Raw genomic sequence first — 19,954 nt, 5'->3', positions numbered from 1 at the left:
GCGCTCCTGATGATGCTACGTGGCACTTACCAGCTGGACTTTTTCAGACCAGGGACGTCGCCACGCATGGCGGCTTCACGCAGCTTGTTACGGCCGAGACCGAACTTGTTGTAGAAACCGTGCGGACGGCCGGTAATGCGGCAGCGGTTACGCTGACGTACCGGACTTGAGTCGCGCGGCAGTTGCTGCAGCTTAAGCTGCGCTTCGAAGCGCTCTTCGTCGGAAGCGTTCACATCATAAATGACCGCTTTGAGTTCAGTTCGCTTGGCCGCGTACTTCTCGACCAACTTAGTGCGCTTGAGCTCACGCTCTACCATGCTTTTCTTTGCCATGATCTCAGCCCTATTTTTTGAACGGGAAGCTCAACGCGCGCAGTAGCGCACGGCCTTCCTCGTCGGTGTTGGCGGTAGTGGTGATGGTGATATCGAGCCCACGGATGCGATCAATTTTATCATACTCGATCTCCGGGAAGATGATCTGTTCACGCACACCCATAGAATAGTTGCCGCGACCGTCAAAAGACTTCGGGTTGAGACCACGGAAGTCACGCACACGAGGAATCGCGATGTTGACCAGGCGGTCAAGGAAGTCCCACATGCGCTCACCGCGCAGGGTCACCTTGATACCGATCGGCCAACCTTCGCGAACCTTGAAGCCCGCGATGGACTTGCGTGCCTTGGTCACCAACGGCTTTTGACCGGACAACATCTCCAGGTCGCCGATGGCATTATCGATCAGCTTTTTATCGCTGACCGCATCGCCGATGCCCATGTTCAGGGTCACTTTTGTGATCCGCGGCACCTGCATTACGTTGGCATAGCTGAACTCTTCTTTGAGTTGAGCTGCTACCTCGTTTTGATAACGTTCTTTCAAGTTCGCCATTTTGCTACCCGACTCACGTTAGGCGTCGATCTGCGTTTGCGTCGACTTGTAGATACGTACCTTGGTACCGTCTTCGCTCACTTGGAAGCCGACGCGATCCGCCTTACCGGTCTCCGAATTGAAGATGGCTACGTTGGACGCGTGAATCGGAGCCTCACGCTCCACGATACCGCCCTGATTTCCCGCCATGGGATTTGGCTTGGTGTGACGCTTAATCATGTTCACACCGGATACGACGAAGCGATTGTCTAACACACGCTTAACCGTACCGCGCTTGCCTTTATCCTTCCCGGCGATGACGATGACTTCATCGTCACGTTTGATCTTTTGCATATCCGCCTCGCTCCTTACAGCACTTCAGGCGCCAAGGAAATGATCTTCATGAACTTTTCATTACGTAGTTCACGAGTGACCGGCCCGAAAATACGGGTGCCGACCGGCTGTTCGTTGGTGTTGTTCAACAGAACCGCCGCATTTCCGTCGAAACGGATCAGCGAACCGTCAGGACGACGGACGCCGCTCTTTGTACGAACGACTACCGCTTTCATGACCTGGCCTTTTTTGACCTTGCCACGCGGAATCGCTTCTTTTATCGATACTTTAATGATGTCACCAACGCGAGCGTAACGACGGTGTGAGCCGCCTAGCACCTTGATGCACTGCACCCGGCGCGCTCCGCTGTTGTCAGCGACATCCAGCATTGTCTGAGTCTGAATCATCGGTTTTCTCCAAACCTAATCTGACTGCACTGGTTGAACAGACGCAGGAATTAACCCTTGGCCTGCTCGACCACCTCGACTAGCGTCCAAGCTTTCATCTTGGACAGCGGACGGCACTCTTCAATAGAGACCGTATCGCCAGCCTTCGCTTGATTCGCCTCATCATGGGCGTGCAGCTTGGTGGAGCGCTTTACGTATTTACCGTAGATCGGGTGACGTTCACGACGCTCAATCATTACGACGATGGATTTATCCATCTTGTCACTCACCACTTTACCGGTGAGCGTACGAGTTTTCTTTTCTTCGGCCATCTCAATCACCTGCCTTCTCGTTAAGCACAGTCTTCACGCGGGCGATATCCCGACGGACCTGCTTGAGCAGATGAGTCTGGCTCAGTTGGCCGGTGGCCTTCTGCATGCGCAGGTTAAACTGCTCGCGGAGGAGTTCGAGGAGCTGCTCTTGCAACTCGCCGACTGACTTTTCACGAATTTCCTGGGCTTTCATCACATCACCGTCCGTTTCGCAAAGGTGGTGGATATGGGCATTTTCTGGGCGGCCAACTCAAACGCTTCACGCGCAAGCTCTTCGGACACACCTTCAATCTCGTACAAGACCCGACCCGGCTGGATCTGGGCGACCCAGTACTCGACGGAACCTTTACCCTTACCCATACGAACTTCGAGCGGCTTTTTAGAGATCGGCTTATCCGGGAATACGCGGATCCAAATCTTACCGCCACGTTTTACGTGACGTGTGATCGCACGACGGCCTGCTTCGATCTGGCGCGCGGTAATACGTCCGCGGCCAGTCGCTTTGAGGCCATACTCCCCAAAGCTAATCTTGCTTCCGCGATGTGCTAGGCCACGGTTGCGGCCCTTTTGCACCTTGCGGAATTTTAAACGCTTGGGCTGTAACATCGACTCGCTCTCCCCTTACCTGGAACCTTTCTTCTTGGGTGCGTTGCCGGAAGGCTGTTGCTTAGCCTTGGCACGAACTTCCTCAATACCGCCGAGGATTTCACCCTTGAAGATCCACACTTTGACGCCGATGACGCCGTAGGTGGTGTGAGCTTCGTAAGTGGCGTAGTCGATATCCGCACGCAGTGTGTGCAGCGGAACGCGACCTTCGCGATACCATTCGGTACGTGCGATTTCAGCACCACCCAAGCGACCTGACAGCTGAATCTTGATGCCGCCGGCACCTAGACGCATGGCGTTTTGTACCGCGCGCTTCATCGCACGACGGAACATGACGCGACGCTCTAGCTGACCCGCAACGTTAGCAGCTACCAGCTTGGCATCCAGCTCCGGCTTGCGAACTTCTTCGATGTTCACATGCACGGGGACACCCATCATCTCGGTCAGATCACGACGCAAACGGTCGACATCTTCCCCTTTTTTACCAATCACGATACCCGGACGGGCAGTGTGAATGGTGATGCGGGCGTTATTCGCTGGACGCTCGATGTTAATGCGGCTTACGGAGGCGTTTTTGAGACGCTGCTCCAAGAAGCTACGCACTGCGAGATCATTATTGAGCTTATCGGCGTAAGCGCCGCGCTCGGCATACCAGACAGAAGCATGGTCTTTAACGATGCCCAGTCGAATGCCTGTTGGATTGACTTTCTGACCCATCTGGTCGACTCCTACTTCTCGGCTACCTTAACGGTGATGTGGCAGGTGCGCTTCAAGATACGATCCGCACGCCCTTTGGCACGCGGCTTGATACGCTTGAGCGTCATGCCCTCATCGACGCAGATGGTCGAGACACGCAGCTCGTCGATATCCATGCCTTCGTTTTCTTCCGCGTTTGCAATGGCGGACTGCAGCACTTTTTTGACCAACGTAGCAGCCTTCTTCGGCGAGAAGGTCAGAAGGTCAAGTGCCTCGGCGACAGGTTTACCGCGCACCTGGTCAGCCACCAAACGGGCCTTCTGGGCGGATAAACGAGCGCCACGCAGCTTAGCTGTGACTTCCATCTCTCAATCCTCTTTGGCTTACCGTTTGGCTTTCTTGTCCGCCGCATGCCCACGATAAGTGCGGGTGGCAGCGAATTCGCCTAGCTTGTGACCAACCATTTCCTCGGAGACGTGCACCGGGACGTGTTGGCGACCGTTATGTACTGCAATGGTCAGACCTACCATATTCGGCAGGATCATCGAACGACGCGACCAGGTCTTGATCGGTTTACGATCGTTCTTTTCCACTGCTACCTCGACCTTCTTCAAAAGATGAAGGTCAATGAAGGGACCTTTCTTAAGTGAACGTGGCACAGCCGTTACCCCTTAATATCTTGGCGATTTTAATCACCGTGCCTTACGGCGACGGACGATTAGCTTGTCGGTGCGCTTGTTCTTACGCGTCTTATGACCCTTAGTCGGCACACCCCAAGGTGTAACCGGGTGACGACCGCCGCTAGAGCGACCTTCACCACCACCGTGCGGGTGATCCACCGGGTTCATTGCAACGCCGCGAACGGTTGGGCGCACGCCTCTCCAGCGCTTCGCACCGGCCTTGCCAAGTTGACGCAGGCTGTGCTCGGAGTTGCTCACTTCACCCAAGGTCGCACGACATTCCGCCAGGACTTTACGCATCTCGCCAGAGCGAAGACGCAGGGTCGCGTAGTTACCTTCACGAGCGACCAGCTGGGCGCTTGTGCCGGCACTGCGAGCAATCTGCGCGCCTTTACCCGGCTTGAGTTCAATACCGTGAACGGTAGAACCCAGCGGGATGTTGCGCAGCGGCAAGGCATTGCCTTTCTTGATGGGCGCGTTAACACCAGATTCCAGCACGTCACCCGCGCTGACGCCTCTCGGCGCAATGATGTAACGACGCTCGCCATCGGCATACTTCAACAGCGCGATGTGCGCGCTACGGTTGGGATCATGCTCCAAACGCTCAACGGTGGCCGGAATGCCATCTTTGGTGCGTTTGAAATCGATCAACCGGTAGTGCTGACGGTGACCACCCCCCATGTGACGGGTAGTGATACGACCGTAGTTATTACGTCCACCGGACTTGGACTGCTTTTCCAAAAGCGGTGCATAGGCACGGCCTTTGTAAAGCGCTTCGCCAACAATCTTAACGACGTGGCGACGACCGGCGGATGTGGGTTTGGTCTTGACGATTGCCATTATCCGTACTCCTGCCCTTATTCGGCGCCAGAGAAGTCTTCGAGCGTTTCACCTGCGGCGAGGGTGACATACGCTTTGCGATACCCTTTACGCATGCCAACGCCGTTTGCGGTACGCTTAGTCTTACCTTTGACGTTTAGCGCTTGAACGCGATCGACTTTCTTGCCGAACAGCGCTTCAACTGCTTTTTTAATCTCGGGCTTAGTAGCGTCGCTCGCGACTTTGAAAACGTACTGATTGCGCTCTGCTGCCATCGCGGCCTTCTCGGTCACGTGCGGCCCAAGCAGAACCTTGAATACGCGTTCTTGGTTCATGCCAGCTTCTCCTCGAATTTACGCAGGGCGGAGACGGTGACCAACACCTTATCAAAGGCAACCAGGCTCACCGGATCAGCGGCTGCAACATCCACCACGTCAACGTGGGGAAGATTGCGCGCGGCCAAGTAGAGCTTTTCATCAACTTCTTCAGTGATGATCAGCACTTTTTCCAGATCCAGCTCTTTGAGCTTGGCAGCGACCTGCTTGGTTTTCGGCGCTTCAACGGCAAACTCATCCACTGCCACTAAGCGTTCTTGACGCACTAGCTCTGACAAAATGGAACGCATCGCCGCGCGGTACATTTTACGGTTTACCTTCTGGGTGTAGTCTTGCGGACGAGCCGCGAAGGTAACGCCGCCGCTGCGCCACAGCGGAGAACGGATCGTGCCGGCGCGTGCGCGACCGGTACCCTTCTGACGCCACGGTTTCTTACCACCGCCGCGTACTTCAGAACGGTTTTTCTGTGCGCGTGTTCCCTGGCGACCACCGGCTAAATAAGCGGTGACAACCTGATGAACCAGCGCCTCATTGAATTCTTTGCCAAAGGTGGCGTCGGCTACTTCAACGGTACCCGCGCCTGCAGCAAGATTCAGATTCATTGGTAATATCCCCTTCAGCCAGCTTTCACGGCGCTGCGAACGACAACGTCGCTACCGGTTGCTCCCGGAACGGCACCTTTAATAAGCAGCAGATTGCGCTCGGCGTCGACACGGACGATTTCAAGGCTTTGCACGGTGCAGCGGGCGTTGCCCATCTGACCGGCCATTTTCTTGCCTTTAAATACGCGACCCGGAGTTTGACACATACCGATGGAACCCGGTGCGCGGTGCGCCAGAGAGTTACCGTGGGTCATGTCTTGGGTACGGAAGTTCCAGCGCTTAACAGCGCCCTGGAAACCTTTACCCTTAGAGGTGCCGGTCACATCGATCATCTGACCAGCTTCGAAGAGGGATACGGTGAGTTCGCCGCCTACTTCAGGAGCCTCTTCGCCTTCTTCCAGACGAAACTCCATCAGCTTGCGACCAGCTTCAACACCTGCCTTGGCAAACTGACCCGCTTGCGCTTTGGTGAGGTGCTTAGCTTTACGAGAGCCAGTTGTAACCTGAACCGCCGCGTAGCCGTCAGACTCGACAGACTTAACGCGTGTAACACGGTTAGGATCAACCTCAATAACGGTTACGGGCACGGATGCTCCGTCTTCGGTAAAGACACGGGTCATCCCGGCCTTTTTACCGACCAAACCGATAGTCATTCTCAGTTCTCCTATAGTGTACGGGGCTATCACCCGCTATGGCTGCCCTTTCCAGAGCATTCCACTAGCACATTGTGTGGCGCCTCACGGCGCGGCGGCTGCTGCTTTTCTCTGTTAAAACCTGAAAAGCGCTAGGCCGCGAGTGTCTAGTGTGATTAGTCGAGCTTGATTTGCACGTCTACGCCAGCAGCGAGATCGAGCTTCATCAGCGCGTCAACTGTTTTCTCAGTGGGCTCAACGATATCGAGCACACGCTTATGAGTGCGAATCTCATACTGGTCGCGCGCATCTTTGTTGACGTGCGGTGAAATCAGTATGGTATAGCGCTCGCGATTGGTCGGGAGCGGAATCGGCCCACGAACCTGAGCACCAGTACGCTTTGCGGTTTCTACAATCTCCGCAGTGGACTGATCGATCAGGCGATGGTCGAATGCTTTCAACCGAATGCGAATCTTTTGGTTCTGCATTTGCCCTAAACTCCAATGGATGTCGACGGCGCGAGCCGTCTACCCACGCATTCAAAGGATGCGCATTATAGGCACGCCAGCGAAGCATGTCAAACACTTCTCGCTGATGCGTAGAAAAGGGGGCTCTAAGAGCCCCCTTTGATCCTAATGGATCGACTTACTTAACGATCTTGGCGACAACGCCAGCACCGACAGTACGTCCACCTTCACGGATTGCGAAGCGCAGACCGTCGTCCATGGCGATCGGAGCGATCAGGGTAACAACCATTTTCACGTTGTCGCCCGGCATGACCATCTCAACGCCTTCCGGCAGTTCACAGGTACCGGTTACGTCAGTAGTACGGAAGTAGAACTGCGGACGGTAGCCTTTGAAGAACGGCGTGTGACGACCACCTTCTTCTTTGGACAGCACATAGACTTCAGCTTCGAAGACGGTGTGCGGCGTGATGGTGCCAGTTTTCGCCAGAACCTGACCGCGCTCAACGTCGTCACGCTTGGTACCGCGAAGCAGCGCGCCAACGTTCTCGCCTGCACGACCTTCGTCGAGCAGCTTACGGAACATTTCAACACCGGTCACGACGGTTTTGGTGGTATCGCGCATACCCACGATTTCCACTTCTTCACCCGCCTTGATAACACCACGCTCTACACGGCCGGTAACAACGGTACCACGGCCAGAGATAGAGAATACGTCCTCGATCGGCATCAAAAACGGCTGATCGATAGCACGTTCCGGCTCCGGAATGTACTCGTCCAGCGCTTTGATCAGGTTGGCAACAGCAGTCGTACCCATGCCGTTGTCATCTTTACCCTCAAGCGCCATCAACGCAGAACCTGTAACGATCGGCGTGTCGTCGCCCGGGAAGTCGTACTGGTCGAGAAGCTCGCGAACTTCCATCTCTACCAGTTCGAGCAGCTCCTCATCATCTACCATGTCCGCTTTGTTCAGGAACACGACGATGTACGGAACGCCAACCTGGCGAGAAAGCAAGATGTGCTCGCGAGTTTGCGGCATCGGGCCATCTGCGGCAGAACATACCAGGATCGCGCCATCCATCTGCGCAGCACCGGTGATCATATTCTTGACGTAGTCGGCGTGCCCCGGGCAGTCGACGTGAGCGTAGTGACGCGTCTCGGACTGATACTCAACGTGCGAGGTGGCGATCGTAATACCGCGCTCACGCTCTTCCGGAGCATTGTCGATGGCGTCAAACTCGCTCCAGTCACCGCCGAACACTTCAGCGGAAACGCGAGTCAGGGCCGCAGTCAGGGTCGTTTTACCATGGTCAACGTGACCGATGGTACCGACGTTGATATGCGGTTTGGAGCGTTCAAATTTTTCCTTAGCCACTGCTATAACCTCTTTACGTTAGCTAACGGTTAACCGTTTTGGTTGATGACGGCTTCTACGACGCTGGAGGGCGCCTCGTCGTACTTCGCGAACTCCATGGAGTAGCTCGCACGGCCCTGGGTCTGAGAGCGAAGATCGGTTGCATAACCGAACATCTCACCCAGCGGCACCGTTGCGCGGATGACCTTGCCAGAAGAAGAGTCATCCATGCCCTGCACCAGACCGCGACGACGGTTCAGGTCGCCCATGACGTCACCCATAAACTCTTCGGGGGTCACGACCTCGACCTTCATCACCGGTTCCAGCAGCACGGCCTTGGCCTTCCTGGCACCTTCTTTCACTGCCATAGAAGAAGCAATCTTAAACGCAGTCTCGTTGGAGTCTACGTCATGGTAGGAGCCATCAAACAGCGTGACTTTAACGTCGATCATCGGGTAACCCGCGATGACGCCGTTTTTCAGCTGCTCGTAAGCCCCTTTCTCTACCGCCGGGACGTATTCCTTGGGAACCACGCCGCCCACGATTTCAGAGATAAACTTGAAGAAGATTTCGTCGTCTCCTTCGCCTTTCTCTTCATAAGTCAGCGGTTCGATGCGCATCACAACGTGACCGTACTGACCGCGACCACCGGACTGGCGTACAAACTTACCTTCCTGCTCGACGCTGCCGCGGATAGTTTCACGGTAGGCCACCTGCGGCTTACCGATATTGGCTTCCACCTTAAACTCGCGACGCATACGGTCAACAAGAATATCCAGGTGAAGCTCACCCATACCGGAGATGATCGTTTGGCCAGTCTCTTCGTCGGTTTTCACCTGGAAGGACGGATCTTCCTGAGCGAGTTTGCCCAGTGCAACACCCATCTTCTCCTGATCGGCTTTTGACTTCGGCTCAACGGCAACCGAGATAACCGGATCCGGGAACTCCATGCGCTCAAGTACGATCTTGTGGTTGATATCACACAGCGTATCGCCGGTGGTAACATCTTTCAGACCGATACAAGCGGCGATATCGCCGGCACGGACTTCCTTGATTTCTTCGCGCGAGTTGGAGTGCATCTGAACGATACGACCCACACGCTCTTTTTTGCTCTTGACCGAGTTGTACACCCCGTCACCGGAGTTCAACACGCCAGAATAGACGCGAATAAAGGTCAAGGTACCCACGAAGGGGTCAGTAGCAATCTTAAACGCCAGCGCTGAGAAGGGCGCACTGTCATCCGCTTCACGGGTATCGACGGTGCCGTCTTTATCGTCAAGCTCGCCTTCAATCGCCTTAACTTCTGTCGGCGACGGCATGTACTCGATAACGCCATCGAGAACAGCCTGAACGCCCTTGTTCTTAAACGCAGAACCACAGGTTACGAGAACGATTTCGTTCGCCAGTGTACGTGCACGAAGACCCGCTTTGATCTCTTCGACCGTCAGCTCACCGCCTTCGAGATACTTATCCATCAACTCGTCGGTGCCTTCGGCAGCCGCTTCAACCATTTGCTCGCGGTATTTCTCAGCGGTTTCTTGCAGCTCTTCGGGGATATCGACCAAGTCGTAATTCATACCCAAGTTATCCTCGTCCCACAGGATACCCTTCATCTGAATCAGGTCGATAACGCCCTTAAAGTTTTCTTCCGTGCCCCAATTGATCTGAATTGGCACAGCATTAGCACCCAAGCGCTCCTTCAACTGGTCAACCACCATGAAGAAATCAGCACCGGTGCGATCCATCTTATTGACGAAGACCATACGCGGGACTTCGTACTTATTGGCCTGGCGCCATACGGTTTCGGTCTGCGGCTGAACGCCGGAAGACCCGCACAGCACAACGACCGCGCCATCAAGTACGCGCAAAGAACGCTCAACTTCAATGGTGAAGTCAACGTGCCCCGGGGTGTCGATGATGTTGATGCGGTGCTCAGGGAACTGCTTGCTCATACCCTGCCAGAAACAGGTCGTCGCAGCCGAGGTGATGGTAATACCACGCTCCTGCTCCTGCTCCATCCAGTCCATGGTGGCCGCACCATCATGTACTTCACCTACCTTGTGCGAAAGGCCGGTGTAAAACAATACGCGCTCTGTTGTCGTGGTTTTACCCGCGTCAACGTGAGCGACGATACCGATATTACGGTAACGATTTAATGGAGTCTTGCGTGCCACGGTGGTAACTCCCGTTAGTTGGCAATGCGCGAAATGCACGAAGAGGTGTGCTCGAACTCAGGCGTACCGATTGTGAAACAACCAACACCATCCATCCAAGCAGCACCTCAAGAACATTCGAGCTTAGAAACGATAGTGAGAAAACGCCTTGTTGGCTTCTGCCATACGGTGTACGTCTTCGCGCTTCTTAACCGCAGAGCCCTTACCTTCTGCGGCGTCCAGCATTTCACCCGCCAGACGCTGCACCATCGTTTTTTCACCGCGACGACGCGCCGCGTCAACCAACCAGCGCATAGCCAGCGCTTGACGACGAGACGGACGAACTTCTACCGGCACCTGATAAGTCGCACCGCCGACGCGGCGCGATTTCACTTCGACCATCGGCTGAATCGCTTCCAGCGCTTTATCGAAGATTTCCAGCGGCTCTTCTTTACTGCGCTCGGCAACCTTGTCCAGCGCACCATACACGATGCGCTCAGCTACGGACTTCTTACCGCTGAACATCAGGTGGTTCATGAACTTGGCTAGGCGCTCACTTCCGAACTTCGGATCCGGCAGAATCTCGCGCTTCGCTACAACTCTTCTTCTAGGCATGATAAGCCCTCAATTTAAGGATCCTTCAGGTAAACCCAAGACTCGCCCCGTGATACCACAGCGCCGCTCGACCTTACTCTTATCAGACCATCATATTCGTGTTGACCGCTTGGCAGCACTTACGCAGCTGCACTACTCGAACCAACGCAACCGAATTAAGACTTCGGACGCTTGGTACCGTATTTAGAACGACCCTGCTTACGGTTCTGAACACCTGAGGTATCCAGGGCACCGCGAACAGTGTGGTAACGCACCCCTGGCAAATCCTTCACACGACCGCCGCGGATTAGCACGACTGAGTGTTCTTGCAGGTTGTGGCCTTCACCGCCGATATAAGAAGACACTTCAAAGCCGTTGGTCAGGCGCACACGGCAAACCTTACGCAACGCCGAGTTCGGCTTCTTCGGGGTAGTGGTGTAAACGCGCGTACATACGCCGCGTTTTTGCGGGCAGGCCTGCAGCGCTGGCACGTCACTCTTGGTGACGGGGCGCTTGCGCGGCTTCCGCACTAGCTGATTAATCGTTGCCATAGTCTGTAGCTGACTCCAATGGTTGCCTTACCTTCCAATGGATGCGGGCGCACCCGCCCCACTGTTAAAGGCTGCGCATTCTAATAGTTTGCCCCAGCCATCGTCAAGTCATGGCGACGGTTTTATCACCATGGCCTAACGCTGGGGCTAACGAGGGTTAGAGCTCTTCGTCGTCGGAATCCAACGCCGTTAGCTGAGCTCCAAGCTCCTGCTCGACTTCCATCGCCGATGGGTTGAGCAGTCTATCAACGTCATCTCGCTTACGACGACGCTCGGCATGGTGAGTAAGACCGGTACCCGCAGGGATCAATCGACCCACCACCACGTTCTCTTTCAGGCCGCGTAGGTAATCACGCTTACCGGTTACCGCCGCTTCAGTTAGTACACGCGTCGTCTCCTGGAAGGAGGCCGCGGAAATAAACGACTCGGTGGCGAGGCTTGCTTTGGTAATACCCAGCAGTTGGCGCTGATACTTGGCCGGGAATTTGCCGTCTTTTTCCAAGCGCTCATTCTGCTCCAGCACGCGGACAAGCTCGGCTTGATCGCCGGTGATAAAGTCAGAATCACCCGAATCGGTAATCTCGACCTTACGCAGCATCTGGCGCACGATGACTTCGATGTGCTTATCGTTGATGCCAACACCCTGTAGGCGATAAACGTCCTGAACTTCAGCGGTGATGTATTTGGCCAAGTCCGCGACACCCAGCAAGCGCAAAATATCGTGCGGGTTGCTCGGCCCATCGGAAATGACTTCGCCTTTCTCGACGGTTTCACCTTCGAAGACGGCAATTTGACGCCACTTCGGAATCAGCATCTCAAACGGATCACCATCTTCCGGCGTGATCGTCAAACGACGCTTGCCTTTGGTCTCTTTACCAAAGCTGAGCACACCGCTGATTTCCGCCAGAATCGAGGACTCTTTCGGCTTACGCGCTTCGAACAGGTCCGCTACACGCGGCAGACCACCGGTAATATCTTTGTTGCCCGAGGCCTCGACCGGAATACGCGCGACGACTTCACCGACGCCAATGGTCGCTCCGTCATCCACGGAAATGATCGATTTACCCGGCAACAGGTACTGTACCGGTGTATTGGAGCCTGACACCGCGACATACTCGCCGCTAGCGTCTTTCAGCATGATCATCGGGCGCTTGTCGCGACCCGCCATCGGGCGCGCCGCTGATTCAATCACTTCGATAGACGAGAGACCGGTCATTTCATCAACGCTACGGTGCATGGTGACACCTTCGTCGAGATCGAGGAATTGTGCCTGGCCTTCGACTTCGGCGACGATCGGGTGGGTGTGCGGATCCCACTTCGCTACCGTCGCACCGGCATCGACCACGTCGCCATCACGTACGGCAAGCTCAGCACCGTAGGGCAGCTTGTAGTACTCACGCTCACGACCATGATCATCGGCCACGGCTAGCGCACTAGAGCGCGATACCACGACCAACTTGCCGTCAGTACGCTCGACGTGCTTGATGTTGTGCAGGCGCACCTTGCCGCCGTGCTTGACCTGCACGCTATCCACTGCTGATGAGCGCGATGCCGCCCCACCGATGTGGAACGTCCGCATGGTCAGCTGGGTACCTGGCTCACCGATTGACTGCGCGGCAATAACACCGACAGACTCGCCGATATTGACCTGATGACCCCGCGCCAGATCACGGCCATAACAGGCCGAGCAGACACCGTGCGGTGTATCACAGGTAATGGTCGAACGTACGATGATCTCATCGACACCCATGGTGTCCAGCTCAGCGCACCATTTTTCATCCAGCAGCGTGCCGCGCGGAATCAGCACCTCTTCGCTACCCGGATCGATCACATCCTGCGCGACAACACGTCCTAGCACACGCTGGGAAAGCGGTACGATGATATCGCCGCCTTCGATAATCGGGTGCAGTGTCAAACCATTTTCGGTGCCACAGTCGCTCTCGGTAATCACCAAGTCTTGCGCCACGTCAACGAGGCGACGCGTCAAGTAACCCGAGTTGGCCGTTTTCAATGCCGTATCGGCAAGGCCTTTACGCGCGCCGTGAGTCGAGATGAAATACTGAAGCACGTTCAAGCCTTCACGGAAGTTGGCCACGATCGGTGTTTCGATGATCGAGCCATCCGGCTTGGCCATCAGGCCACGCATGCCGGCGAGCTGACGAATCTGGGCCGCCGAACCACGCGCGCCGGAATCAGCCATGATGAAGACGCTGTTGAACGAATCCTGCTCAACTTCGTTGCCATCGCGATCAATCACGCTCTCTTTCGAGATACCGGCCATCATTGCCTTGGCGACTTTATCGTTGGCCTTGGACCAGATATCGATGACCTTGTTGTATTTCTCGCCCGCGGTCACAAGGCCCGAGGAGAACTGGTCTTCAATCTCTTTGACTTCCGCTTCCGCCGCATCGACGATCTCGGTTTTGGCGTCTGGGATAACAAAGTCATTCACACCGATCGAGGCACCCGACCAAGTTGCCCAGCGGAAACCGGTGTACATTAACTGGTCAGCAAAGATGACGGTCGGTTTAAGCCCGGCGCGGCGATACACTTCGTTGATCAAACCCGAAATCGCCTTTTTCTTCATCGGCTGATCGATCAAGTCAAACGGCACGCCATCCGGTAGAATGCGGAACAGCAGAGCACGACCGACCGTGGTGTCGTAGAGGCGGCGATGCTCAGTGCGCTCGCCGGTTTCTTCATCGACATCCACTTCGTCAAAGCGCACTTTGACTTTGGCGTGCAGGGATACTGACTGGGTACCAAAGGCGCGCTCGACTTCATCGAGACCGGAGAACACCATGCCTTCCCCAGGCGCATTGATCCTTTCCCGGGTCATGTAATAAAGCCCCAGCACAACGTCTTGCGACGGCACGATGATCGGCTCGCCGTTTGCCGGTGACAAGACGTTGTTTGTCGCCATCATCAGCGTGCGCGCTTCGAGCTGAGCTTCCAGGGTCAGCGGTACGTGGACCGCCATCTGGTCACCGTCAAAATCGGCGTTATAGGCAGCGCACACCAGCGGATGAAGCTGAATCGCTTTACCTTCGATCAACAGCGGCTCGAACGCCTGGATACCCAGACGGTGAAGCGTGGGCGCGCGGTTAAGCAGTACCGGGTGCTCGCGGATAACATCGGCGAGGATGTCCCACACTTCGGGCAGCTCGCGCTCGACCATCTTCTTGGCGGCTTTGATCGTCGAGGCATAGCCCAACGACTGCAGCTTGGAGTAGATAAATGGCTTAAACAGCTCCAGCGCCATTTTCTTGGGCAGACCGCACTGGTGCAGACGCAGGGTCGGACCCACGGTGATGACCGAACGGCCCGAGTAGTCGACGCGCTTACCCAGCAGGTTCTGACGGAAACGACCCTGCTTACCTTTGATCATGTCGGCGAGCGATTTCAGCGGGCGCTTGTTGGAGCCCGTGATTGCGCGGCCACGACGGCCGTTATCCAGCAGCGCATCGACCGCTTCCTGAAGCATGCGTTTTTCGTTGCGCACGATGATATCTGGCGCATTGAGGTCTAAAAGACGCTTCAGGCGGTTGTTACGGTTGATCACGCGACGGTAAAGATCGTTGAGATCAGAGGTCGCAAAGCGGCCACCATCCAGCGGTACCAGCGGACGCAGGTCCGGCGGCAACACAGGCAGCACTTCCATGACCATCCACGCCGGCGCATTACCGGAGTTGTAGAAGGCTTCCAGCAGCTTCAAGCGCTTAGAAAGTTTCTTGATCTTGGTTTCGGAGTTAGTCTGCGGAATCTCTTCGCGCAGGTGGTTAATCTCTTCTTCCAGATCAATGTCTTTGAGTAGCTCTTGAACGGCTTCAGCCCCCATACGAGCGTCAAAGTCGTCGCCAAACTCTTCCAGCGCTTCAAAATACTGCTCGTCGTTCAACAGCTGACCACGCTCTAACGTGGTCATGCCGGGGTCGATCACCACAAAGCTTTCGAAGTACAGCACGCGCTCGATATCACGCAGGGTCATATCGAGGAACATGCCGATACGCGACGGCAGTGACTTCAAAAACCAAATGTGTGCCACCGGCGAAGCGAGCTCGATGTGCCCCATGCGTTCACGGCGCACGGCGGCTTTGGTCACTTCTACGCCACACTTTTCGCAGATGATACCGCGGTGCTTCATGCGCTTATATTTGCCGCACAAACACTCGTAGTCTTTCACCGGGCCAAAAATTTTGGCGCAGAACAGACCATCCCGCTCCGGTTTAAAGGTACGGTAATTGATGGTCTCGGGCTTCTTCACCTCGCCGAAAGACCAGGAGCGAATCATATCCGGCGATGCCAGGGTAATCTTAATCGCGTCAAACTCTTCGGTCTGAGACTGCGATTTGAGGACTTTCACCAAATCTTTCATTGGACGGCTCCTAGCTCTCTAACTCGATATCGATGCCCAGCGAGCGGATTTCCTTCACGAGTACGTTGAAGGATTCCGGCATGCCTGCCTGCATGGTGTGGTCGCCATCCACGATGCTCTTGTACATCTTGGTGCGGCCTTCAACGTCGTCCGACTTGACGGTAAGCATCTCTTGTAGCGTGTACGCGGCACCATAGGCTTCTAGCGCCCACACTTCCATCTCACCGAAACGCTGACCACCGAACTGCGCCTTACCGCCCAGCGGCTGCTGGGTAACCAGCGAGTAAGAGCCGGTAGAACGCGCGTGCATCTTATCGTCTACCAAGTGGTTCAACTTCAGCATGTACATATAGCCAACGGTGACCGGGCGATCAAAAGCATCGCCGCTACGACCGTCGTAAAGCGTCATTTGGCCGGAGTCCGGTATATCCGCCAAGCGCAACAAGTGCTTAATTTCATGCTCTTGAGCACCGTCAAACACCGGCGTCGCCATCGGCACACCGCCTTTCAGGTTTTTTGCCAGCGCGATAACTTCGTCATCTGACAGCGAACTAATGTCCTCTACGCGAGTGCCTGGTGTGTTGTAAATTTCGCCGAGGAAGTCGCGGATTTCCGCCACTTGCTGTTCGCGAGCATCGCGCAGCATGGCATTTATCTTGAAGCCTAACCCGCGTGCTGCCATTCCCAGGTGGGTTTCCAGAACCTGACCGACGTTCATACGCGACGGTACGCCCAGCGGGTTGAGAACAACATCAACCGACTCGCCTTGCTCGTCGAACGGCATATCTTCCACCGGCATAATCGCCGAGATAACACCCTTGTTACCGTGACGCCCGGCCATCTTGTCGCCCGGCTGGATACGACGCTTAACCGCCATGTAGATCTTGACGATTTTGAGCACGCCCGGCGCGAGGTCATCGCCCTGGGTCAGCTTGCGCTTCTTATCTTCAAAGCGCTCGTCCATCTCTTTACGGCGATTTTCCAGCTGCTCATCTGCCTGAGCCAGTAGCTCATTGTAAGTTTCATCCTGCATGCGCAGTTTGAACCACTGCTGACGCGGTAACTCGTCCAGGTACTCTTCGTCGAGAGCGTCACCTTTTTTAAGCTTCGGCCCACCGTTCACAACCTGGCCATCTAGCGTGCGCTTAAGGCGCTCAAAGGTGGCTTCCTCAGCGATACGGTAGGTTTCTTGCAGGTCTTTACGCACCTCATCAAGCTGCATTTGCTCGATAGCAAGCGCGCGCGAATCTTTTTCGACACCGTCACGGGTAAAGACCTGAACGTCGATGACCGTTCCTTTCATGCCGGTAGGGGCACGCAGGGAGGTATCTTTCACGTCCGACGCTTTCTCACCAAAAATGGCACGCAACAGCTTCTCTTCCGGCGTTAGCTGGGTTTCACCCTTCGGCGTTACCTTGCCCACCAGAATATCGCCTGGACCGACTTCGGCACCAATGTAGACCACGCCGGCCTCGTCCAGTTTGCCCAGTGCGGACTCACCCACGTTGGGGATATCCGAGGTAATCTCTTCCGAACCAAGCTTGGTGTCGCGAGACACACAGGTCAGTTCCTGGATATGGATCGTGGTGAAACGGTCTTCTTGCGCGACACGCTCCGAGAGCAGAATCGAGTCCTCAAAGTTGTAGCCGTTCCAGGGCATAAACGCGATGCGCATGTTCTGACCCAGGGCCAGATCACCCATATCCACCGACGGGCCGTCAGCGAGAATATCGCCACGCGCCACGTTATCGCCAGGCCGCACAATCGGACGCTGATTCATGCAGGTGTTTTGGTTCGAGCGGGTGTACTTGGTCAGGTTGTAGATATCCACCCCGGCTTCACCGCCGATGATTTCATCTTCATTGACCCGGACCACGACACGACGCGCATCGACCGAGTCGATCACACCACCGCGATTCGCCACGGCGCAAACACCGGAGTCACGTGCCACGAAGCGCTCCATGCCCGTCCCTACCAGCGGCTTGTCCGCACGCAGCGTCGGCACCGCCTGGCGCTGCATGTTAGCCCCCATCAGGGCACGGTTGGCGTCATCGTGCTCCAAGAACGGAATCAGCGCGGCCGCCACTGACACTACCTGGCGCGGCGACACGTCCATCAGCGTCACTTGCTCAGGGCGCATAAACGTGGTTTCACCACGGTGGCGCACCTGTACCAGATCATCGCTTAGCTTGTTGGACTCATCAACCGCGGCCGACGCCTGAGCGATAACAAAGTCACCTTCTTCAATCGCCGACAAGTGCACGATATCGTCAGTCACCTGACCGGCATTGACCTTACGGTACGGCGTTTCCAGGAAACCGTAGCTGTTGGTATGGCTGTAGGTCGCAAGCGAATTGATCAGGCCGATGTTCGGGCCTTCCGGCGTTTCGATCGGGCACAGACGGCCGTAGTGCGTCGCGTGTACGTCGCGCACTTCAAAGCCTGCACGCTCACGGGTCAAACCACCCGGACCGAGTGCTGAGACACGGCGCTTGTGCGTGACCTCAGACAGCGGGTTGTTCTGGTCCATGAACTGGGACAGCTGGCTGGAACCAAAGAATTCTTTCACCGCTGCCGCGACCGGCTTGGCGTTGATCAAATCCTGCGGCATCAAGCCTTCGCTTTCGGCCATGGACAGACGTTCTTTCACCGCGCGCTCAACGCGCACAAGACCGACGCGGAACTGGTTTTCCGCCATTTCACCGACACAGCGAATACGACGGTTACCCAGGTGGTCGATATCGTCGACATCACCGAAACCGTTACGGATATTGATTAGCTCGCGCAGCACATCGAGGATGTCTTTCTTGTCCAACACCCCAGAACCGGTATCCGACTCATGGCGCAAGCGGCGGTTGAACTTCATCCGGCCGACGTTGGATAAGTCGTAGCGGTCTTCGGTGAAAAACAGGTTGTGGAACAGCGTCTCGGCGGCTTCTTTGGTCGGCGGCTCACCGGGGCGCATCATGCGGTAAATCTCGACCAACGCTTCAAGCGGCGAACCCGTGGTATCGAGCTTCAAGGTGTCGGAGATAAACGAACCGCAGTCGAGATCGTTGGTGTAGAGCGTTTCAACGCGCTGGATGCCGCCCTGCGCCATGTGCTCTAACACTTCCGGAGTGATCTCCGTGTTACACGGGACGATTAGCTCGCCGGTTTTGGTATCCACCTGATCTTTGGCTAGCGTTTTGCCGAAAAGGTATTCCATCGGCACATCCAGACGCTCAAGGCCGGCTTTTTCCAGCTGACGAATATGCTTCTGGGTGATGCGTCGACCTTCTTCCGCAATGACGTTACCGTCGCCGTCCTTGATATCGAACGTAGCGGTTTCACCGCGCAGGCGCGAAGGCACGAGCTCCACAGAGAAGCCAGACTTCTCAATGTGGAACACGCTAGTTTCGAAGAACTCGTCGAGGATCTCTTCGGTGCTCATGCCCAGAGCACGCATCAATACCGATGCCGGCAATTTACGGCGGCGATCAATACGCACAAAGACGTTGTCTTTGGGATCAAACTCGAAATCGAGCCAGGAGCCGCGATAAGGAATGACGCGTGCCGAGTAGAGCAGCTTGCCAGAAGAGTGGCTCTTGCCCTTATCGTGGTCGAAGAACACGCCCGGCGAGCGGTGCAGCTGCGACACGATAACGCGTTCGGTACCGTTAATCACAAAGGTACCGTTCTCCGTCATCAGGGGAATCTCCCCCATGTAGACTTCTTGCTCTTTGATATCTTTGATCGCTTTATTCGACGAATCGCGATCATAAATAATCAAACGCACCTTAACGCGCAGCGGTGCAGAGTAGGTCACGCCGCGAAGCTGACACTCCTTCACATCAAACGCAGGTGTGCCAAAACGATAACTAACATATTCCAGCGCCGCGTTACCGGAGAAGCTCTCAATCGGGAACACTGACTTGAACGCCGCGTGTAGGCCAATTTCGTGGCGCTCATCGGGCGAACGGTCTTGCTGGAGAAAGTCGTAATAGGAATCAAGCTGGATGGCCAGCAAGTAAGGCACATCCATCACTTGGGGCAGTTTGCCGAAATCCTTGCGGATGCGTTTTTTCTCAGTGTATGAGTAAGCCATCTGTTTTCCCCAGCTTGTTCACCATGGGTGACCGATGTATGGTCATCTTCCCCGCGGGCGTGTCAGACGCAGACAGCAAGCTCCTGAATGGGCA

The 19,954-nt window shown here is 55.6% G+C and carries 21 protein-coding genes; all 21 read right to left on the bottom strand.

Going from position 1 to position 19,954, the window contains the following annotated elements; all coding sequences use genetic code 11:
- Nucleotides 1-26 precede the first annotated feature (26 nt).
- Nucleotides 27-332, bottom strand: coding sequence for a 30S ribosomal protein S14 (gene rpsN / locus HZS81_RS03310; protein WP_179929139.1), 306 nt, complete (start codon nt 330-332; stop codon nt 27-29).
- Between the two features lie 10 nt (nt 333-342).
- Complete coding sequence (gene rplE, locus HZS81_RS03305; protein WP_179929138.1) at nt 343-882, bottom strand: 50S ribosomal protein L5; 540 nt, start codon at nt 880-882, stop codon at nt 343-345.
- Between the two features lie 18 nt (nt 883-900).
- Nucleotides 901-1,215, bottom strand: a complete 315-nt coding sequence (gene rplX, locus HZS81_RS03300; protein ID WP_179929137.1) for a 50S ribosomal protein L24 — start codon at nt 1,213-1,215, stop codon at nt 901-903.
- Between the two features lie 14 nt (nt 1,216-1,229).
- Entirely contained in the window at nt 1,230-1,601 is a 372-nt protein-coding gene (rplN, locus tag HZS81_RS03295) for a 50S ribosomal protein L14 (RefSeq protein WP_179929136.1), read from the bottom strand.
- Nucleotides 1,602-1,651: 50 nt separating this feature from the next.
- Nucleotides 1,652-1,912 (bottom strand): 30S ribosomal protein S17, encoded by a 261-nt coding sequence (rpsQ, locus tag HZS81_RS03290; protein ID WP_179929135.1) that lies wholly within the window; start codon nt 1,910-1,912, stop codon nt 1,652-1,654.
- A gap of 1 nt (nt 1,913) precedes the next feature.
- On the bottom strand, nt 1,914-2,105 hold the full coding sequence (rpmC, locus tag HZS81_RS03285) for a 50S ribosomal protein L29 (protein ID WP_016915779.1): 192 nt from the start codon (nt 2,103-2,105) through the stop codon (nt 1,914-1,916).
- The gene (gene rplP, locus HZS81_RS03280) at nt 2,105-2,518 is read right to left on the bottom strand and encodes a 50S ribosomal protein L16 (protein ID WP_179929134.1); all 414 of its coding nucleotides are present in this window, start codon (nt 2,516-2,518) and stop codon (nt 2,105-2,107) included. Before rplP ends, rpmC begins: the two co-directional genes overlap by 1 nt.
- A gap of 15 nt (nt 2,519-2,533) precedes the next feature.
- Nucleotides 2,534-3,235: a 30S ribosomal protein S3 gene (gene rpsC, locus HZS81_RS03275; RefSeq protein WP_179929133.1), complete on the bottom strand. Its 702-nt coding sequence runs from the start codon at nt 3,233-3,235 to the stop codon at nt 2,534-2,536.
- 11 nt (nt 3,236-3,246) lie between these two features.
- Nucleotides 3,247-3,579 carry a 50S ribosomal protein L22 gene (gene rplV / locus HZS81_RS03270; protein WP_179929132.1) on the bottom strand — a complete coding sequence of 111 codons (333 nt, stop codon included), beginning with the start codon at nt 3,577-3,579 and terminating at the stop codon, nt 3,247-3,249.
- Nucleotides 3,580-3,597: 18 nt separating this feature from the next.
- A complete protein-coding gene (gene rpsS, locus HZS81_RS03265) occupies nt 3,598-3,873 on the bottom strand; it encodes a 30S ribosomal protein S19 (protein ID WP_013330996.1) in 276 nt (91 codons plus the stop codon).
- A 33-nt stretch (nt 3,874-3,906) separates the two neighbouring features.
- Complete coding sequence (rplB, locus tag HZS81_RS03260) at nt 3,907-4,734, bottom strand: 50S ribosomal protein L2 (protein ID WP_179929131.1); 828 nt, start codon at nt 4,732-4,734, stop codon at nt 3,907-3,909.
- 17 nt (nt 4,735-4,751) lie between these two features.
- The gene (gene rplW, locus HZS81_RS03255) at nt 4,752-5,048 is read right to left on the bottom strand and encodes a 50S ribosomal protein L23 (RefSeq protein ID WP_179929130.1); all 297 of its coding nucleotides are present in this window, start codon (nt 5,046-5,048) and stop codon (nt 4,752-4,754) included.
- Nucleotides 5,045-5,650, bottom strand: coding sequence for a 50S ribosomal protein L4 (gene rplD / locus HZS81_RS03250; protein WP_179929129.1), 606 nt, complete (start codon nt 5,648-5,650; stop codon nt 5,045-5,047). Before rplD ends, rplW begins: the two co-directional genes overlap by 4 nt.
- Nucleotides 5,651-5,664: 14 nt before the next feature.
- Nucleotides 5,665-6,303: a 50S ribosomal protein L3 gene (gene rplC, locus HZS81_RS03245; protein ID WP_179929128.1), complete on the bottom strand. Its 639-nt coding sequence runs from the start codon at nt 6,301-6,303 to the stop codon at nt 5,665-5,667.
- 155 nt (nt 6,304-6,458) lie between these two features.
- The gene (rpsJ, locus tag HZS81_RS03240) at nt 6,459-6,770 is read right to left on the bottom strand and encodes a 30S ribosomal protein S10 (RefSeq protein ID WP_009098983.1); all 312 of its coding nucleotides are present in this window, start codon (nt 6,768-6,770) and stop codon (nt 6,459-6,461) included.
- Nucleotides 6,771-6,927: 157 nt separating this feature from the next.
- The gene (gene tuf, locus HZS81_RS03235) at nt 6,928-8,121 is read right to left on the bottom strand and encodes an elongation factor Tu (protein ID WP_179929127.1); all 1,194 of its coding nucleotides are present in this window, start codon (nt 8,119-8,121) and stop codon (nt 6,928-6,930) included.
- 29 nt (nt 8,122-8,150) lie between these two features.
- The gene (gene fusA / locus HZS81_RS03230) at nt 8,151-10,274 is read right to left on the bottom strand and encodes an elongation factor G (RefSeq protein WP_179929126.1); all 2,124 of its coding nucleotides are present in this window, start codon (nt 10,272-10,274) and stop codon (nt 8,151-8,153) included.
- Between the two features lie 123 nt (nt 10,275-10,397).
- Nucleotides 10,398-10,868, bottom strand: coding sequence for a 30S ribosomal protein S7 (gene rpsG, locus HZS81_RS03225; protein WP_179929125.1), 471 nt, complete (start codon nt 10,866-10,868; stop codon nt 10,398-10,400).
- 155 nt (nt 10,869-11,023) lie between these two features.
- Nucleotides 11,024-11,398 (bottom strand): 30S ribosomal protein S12, encoded by a 375-nt coding sequence (rpsL, locus tag HZS81_RS03220; RefSeq protein WP_009098973.1) that lies wholly within the window; start codon nt 11,396-11,398, stop codon nt 11,024-11,026.
- A 157-nt stretch (nt 11,399-11,555) separates the two neighbouring features.
- A complete protein-coding gene (rpoC, locus tag HZS81_RS03215; RefSeq protein WP_179929124.1) occupies nt 11,556-15,773 on the bottom strand; it encodes a DNA-directed RNA polymerase subunit beta' in 4,218 nt (1,405 codons plus the stop codon).
- 10 nt (nt 15,774-15,783) lie between these two features.
- Entirely contained in the window at nt 15,784-19,860 is a 4,077-nt protein-coding gene (gene rpoB / locus HZS81_RS03210; protein WP_179929123.1) for a DNA-directed RNA polymerase subunit beta, read from the bottom strand.
- Nucleotides 19,861-19,954 lie beyond the last annotated feature (94 nt).

It is taken from the genome of Vreelandella salicampi, assembly GCF_013415105.1.
Lineage (GTDB): Bacteria > Pseudomonadota > Gammaproteobacteria > Pseudomonadales > Halomonadaceae > Vreelandella > Vreelandella salicampi.
Note: the sequence above shows the minus strand (reverse complement) of the source record. Positions and strands in the feature narration are given on the sequence as shown.

What these genes read in the sequence shown, in the direction of transcription:
- rpsN (WP_179929139.1), bottom strand. Translation starts at nt 332, where the DNA reads ATGGCAAAGAAAAGCATGGTAGAGCGTGAGCTCAAGCGCACTAAGTTG.
- rplE (WP_179929138.1), bottom strand. Translation starts at nt 882, where the DNA reads ATGGCGAACTTGAAAGAACGTTATCAAAACGAGGTAGCAGCTCAACTC.
- rplX (WP_179929137.1), bottom strand. Translation starts at nt 1,215, where the DNA reads ATGCAAAAGATCAAACGTGACGATGAAGTCATCGTCATCGCCGGGAAG.
- rplN (WP_179929136.1), bottom strand. Translation starts at nt 1,601, where the DNA reads ATGATTCAGACTCAGACAATGCTGGATGTCGCTGACAACAGCGGAGCG.
- rpsQ (WP_179929135.1), bottom strand. Translation starts at nt 1,912, where the DNA reads ATGGCCGAAGAAAAGAAAACTCGTACGCTCACCGGTAAAGTGGTGAGT.
- rpmC (WP_016915779.1), bottom strand. Translation starts at nt 2,105, where the DNA reads ATGAAAGCCCAGGAAATTCGTGAAAAGTCAGTCGGCGAGTTGCAAGAG.
- rplP (WP_179929134.1), bottom strand. Translation starts at nt 2,518, where the DNA reads ATGTTACAGCCCAAGCGTTTAAAATTCCGCAAGGTGCAAAAGGGCCGC.
- rpsC (WP_179929133.1), bottom strand. Translation starts at nt 3,235, where the DNA reads ATGGGTCAGAAAGTCAATCCAACAGGCATTCGACTGGGCATCGTTAAA.
- rplV (WP_179929132.1), bottom strand. Translation starts at nt 3,579, where the DNA reads ATGGAAGTCACAGCTAAGCTGCGTGGCGCTCGTTTATCCGCCCAGAAG.
- rplB (WP_179929131.1), bottom strand. Translation starts at nt 4,734, where the DNA reads ATGGCAATCGTCAAGACCAAACCCACATCCGCCGGTCGTCGCCACGTC.
- rplW (WP_179929130.1), bottom strand. Translation starts at nt 5,048, where the DNA reads ATGAACCAAGAACGCGTATTCAAGGTTCTGCTTGGGCCGCACGTGACC.
- rplD (WP_179929129.1), bottom strand. Translation starts at nt 5,650, where the DNA reads ATGAATCTGAATCTTGCTGCAGGCGCGGGTACCGTTGAAGTAGCCGAC.
- rplC (WP_179929128.1), bottom strand. Translation starts at nt 6,303, where the DNA reads ATGACTATCGGTTTGGTCGGTAAAAAGGCCGGGATGACCCGTGTCTTT.
- rpsJ (WP_009098983.1), bottom strand. Translation starts at nt 6,770, where the DNA reads ATGCAGAACCAAAAGATTCGCATTCGGTTGAAAGCATTCGACCATCGC.
- rpsG (WP_179929125.1), bottom strand. Translation starts at nt 10,868, where the DNA reads ATGCCTAGAAGAAGAGTTGTAGCGAAGCGCGAGATTCTGCCGGATCCG.
- rpsL (WP_009098973.1), bottom strand. Translation starts at nt 11,398, where the DNA reads ATGGCAACGATTAATCAGCTAGTGCGGAAGCCGCGCAAGCGCCCCGTC.
- rpoC (WP_179929124.1), bottom strand. Translation starts at nt 15,773, where the DNA reads ATGAAAGATTTGGTGAAAGTCCTCAAATCGCAGTCTCAGACCGAAGAG.
- rpoB (WP_179929123.1), bottom strand. Translation starts at nt 19,860, where the DNA reads ATGGCTTACTCATACACTGAGAAAAAACGCATCCGCAAGGATTTCGGC.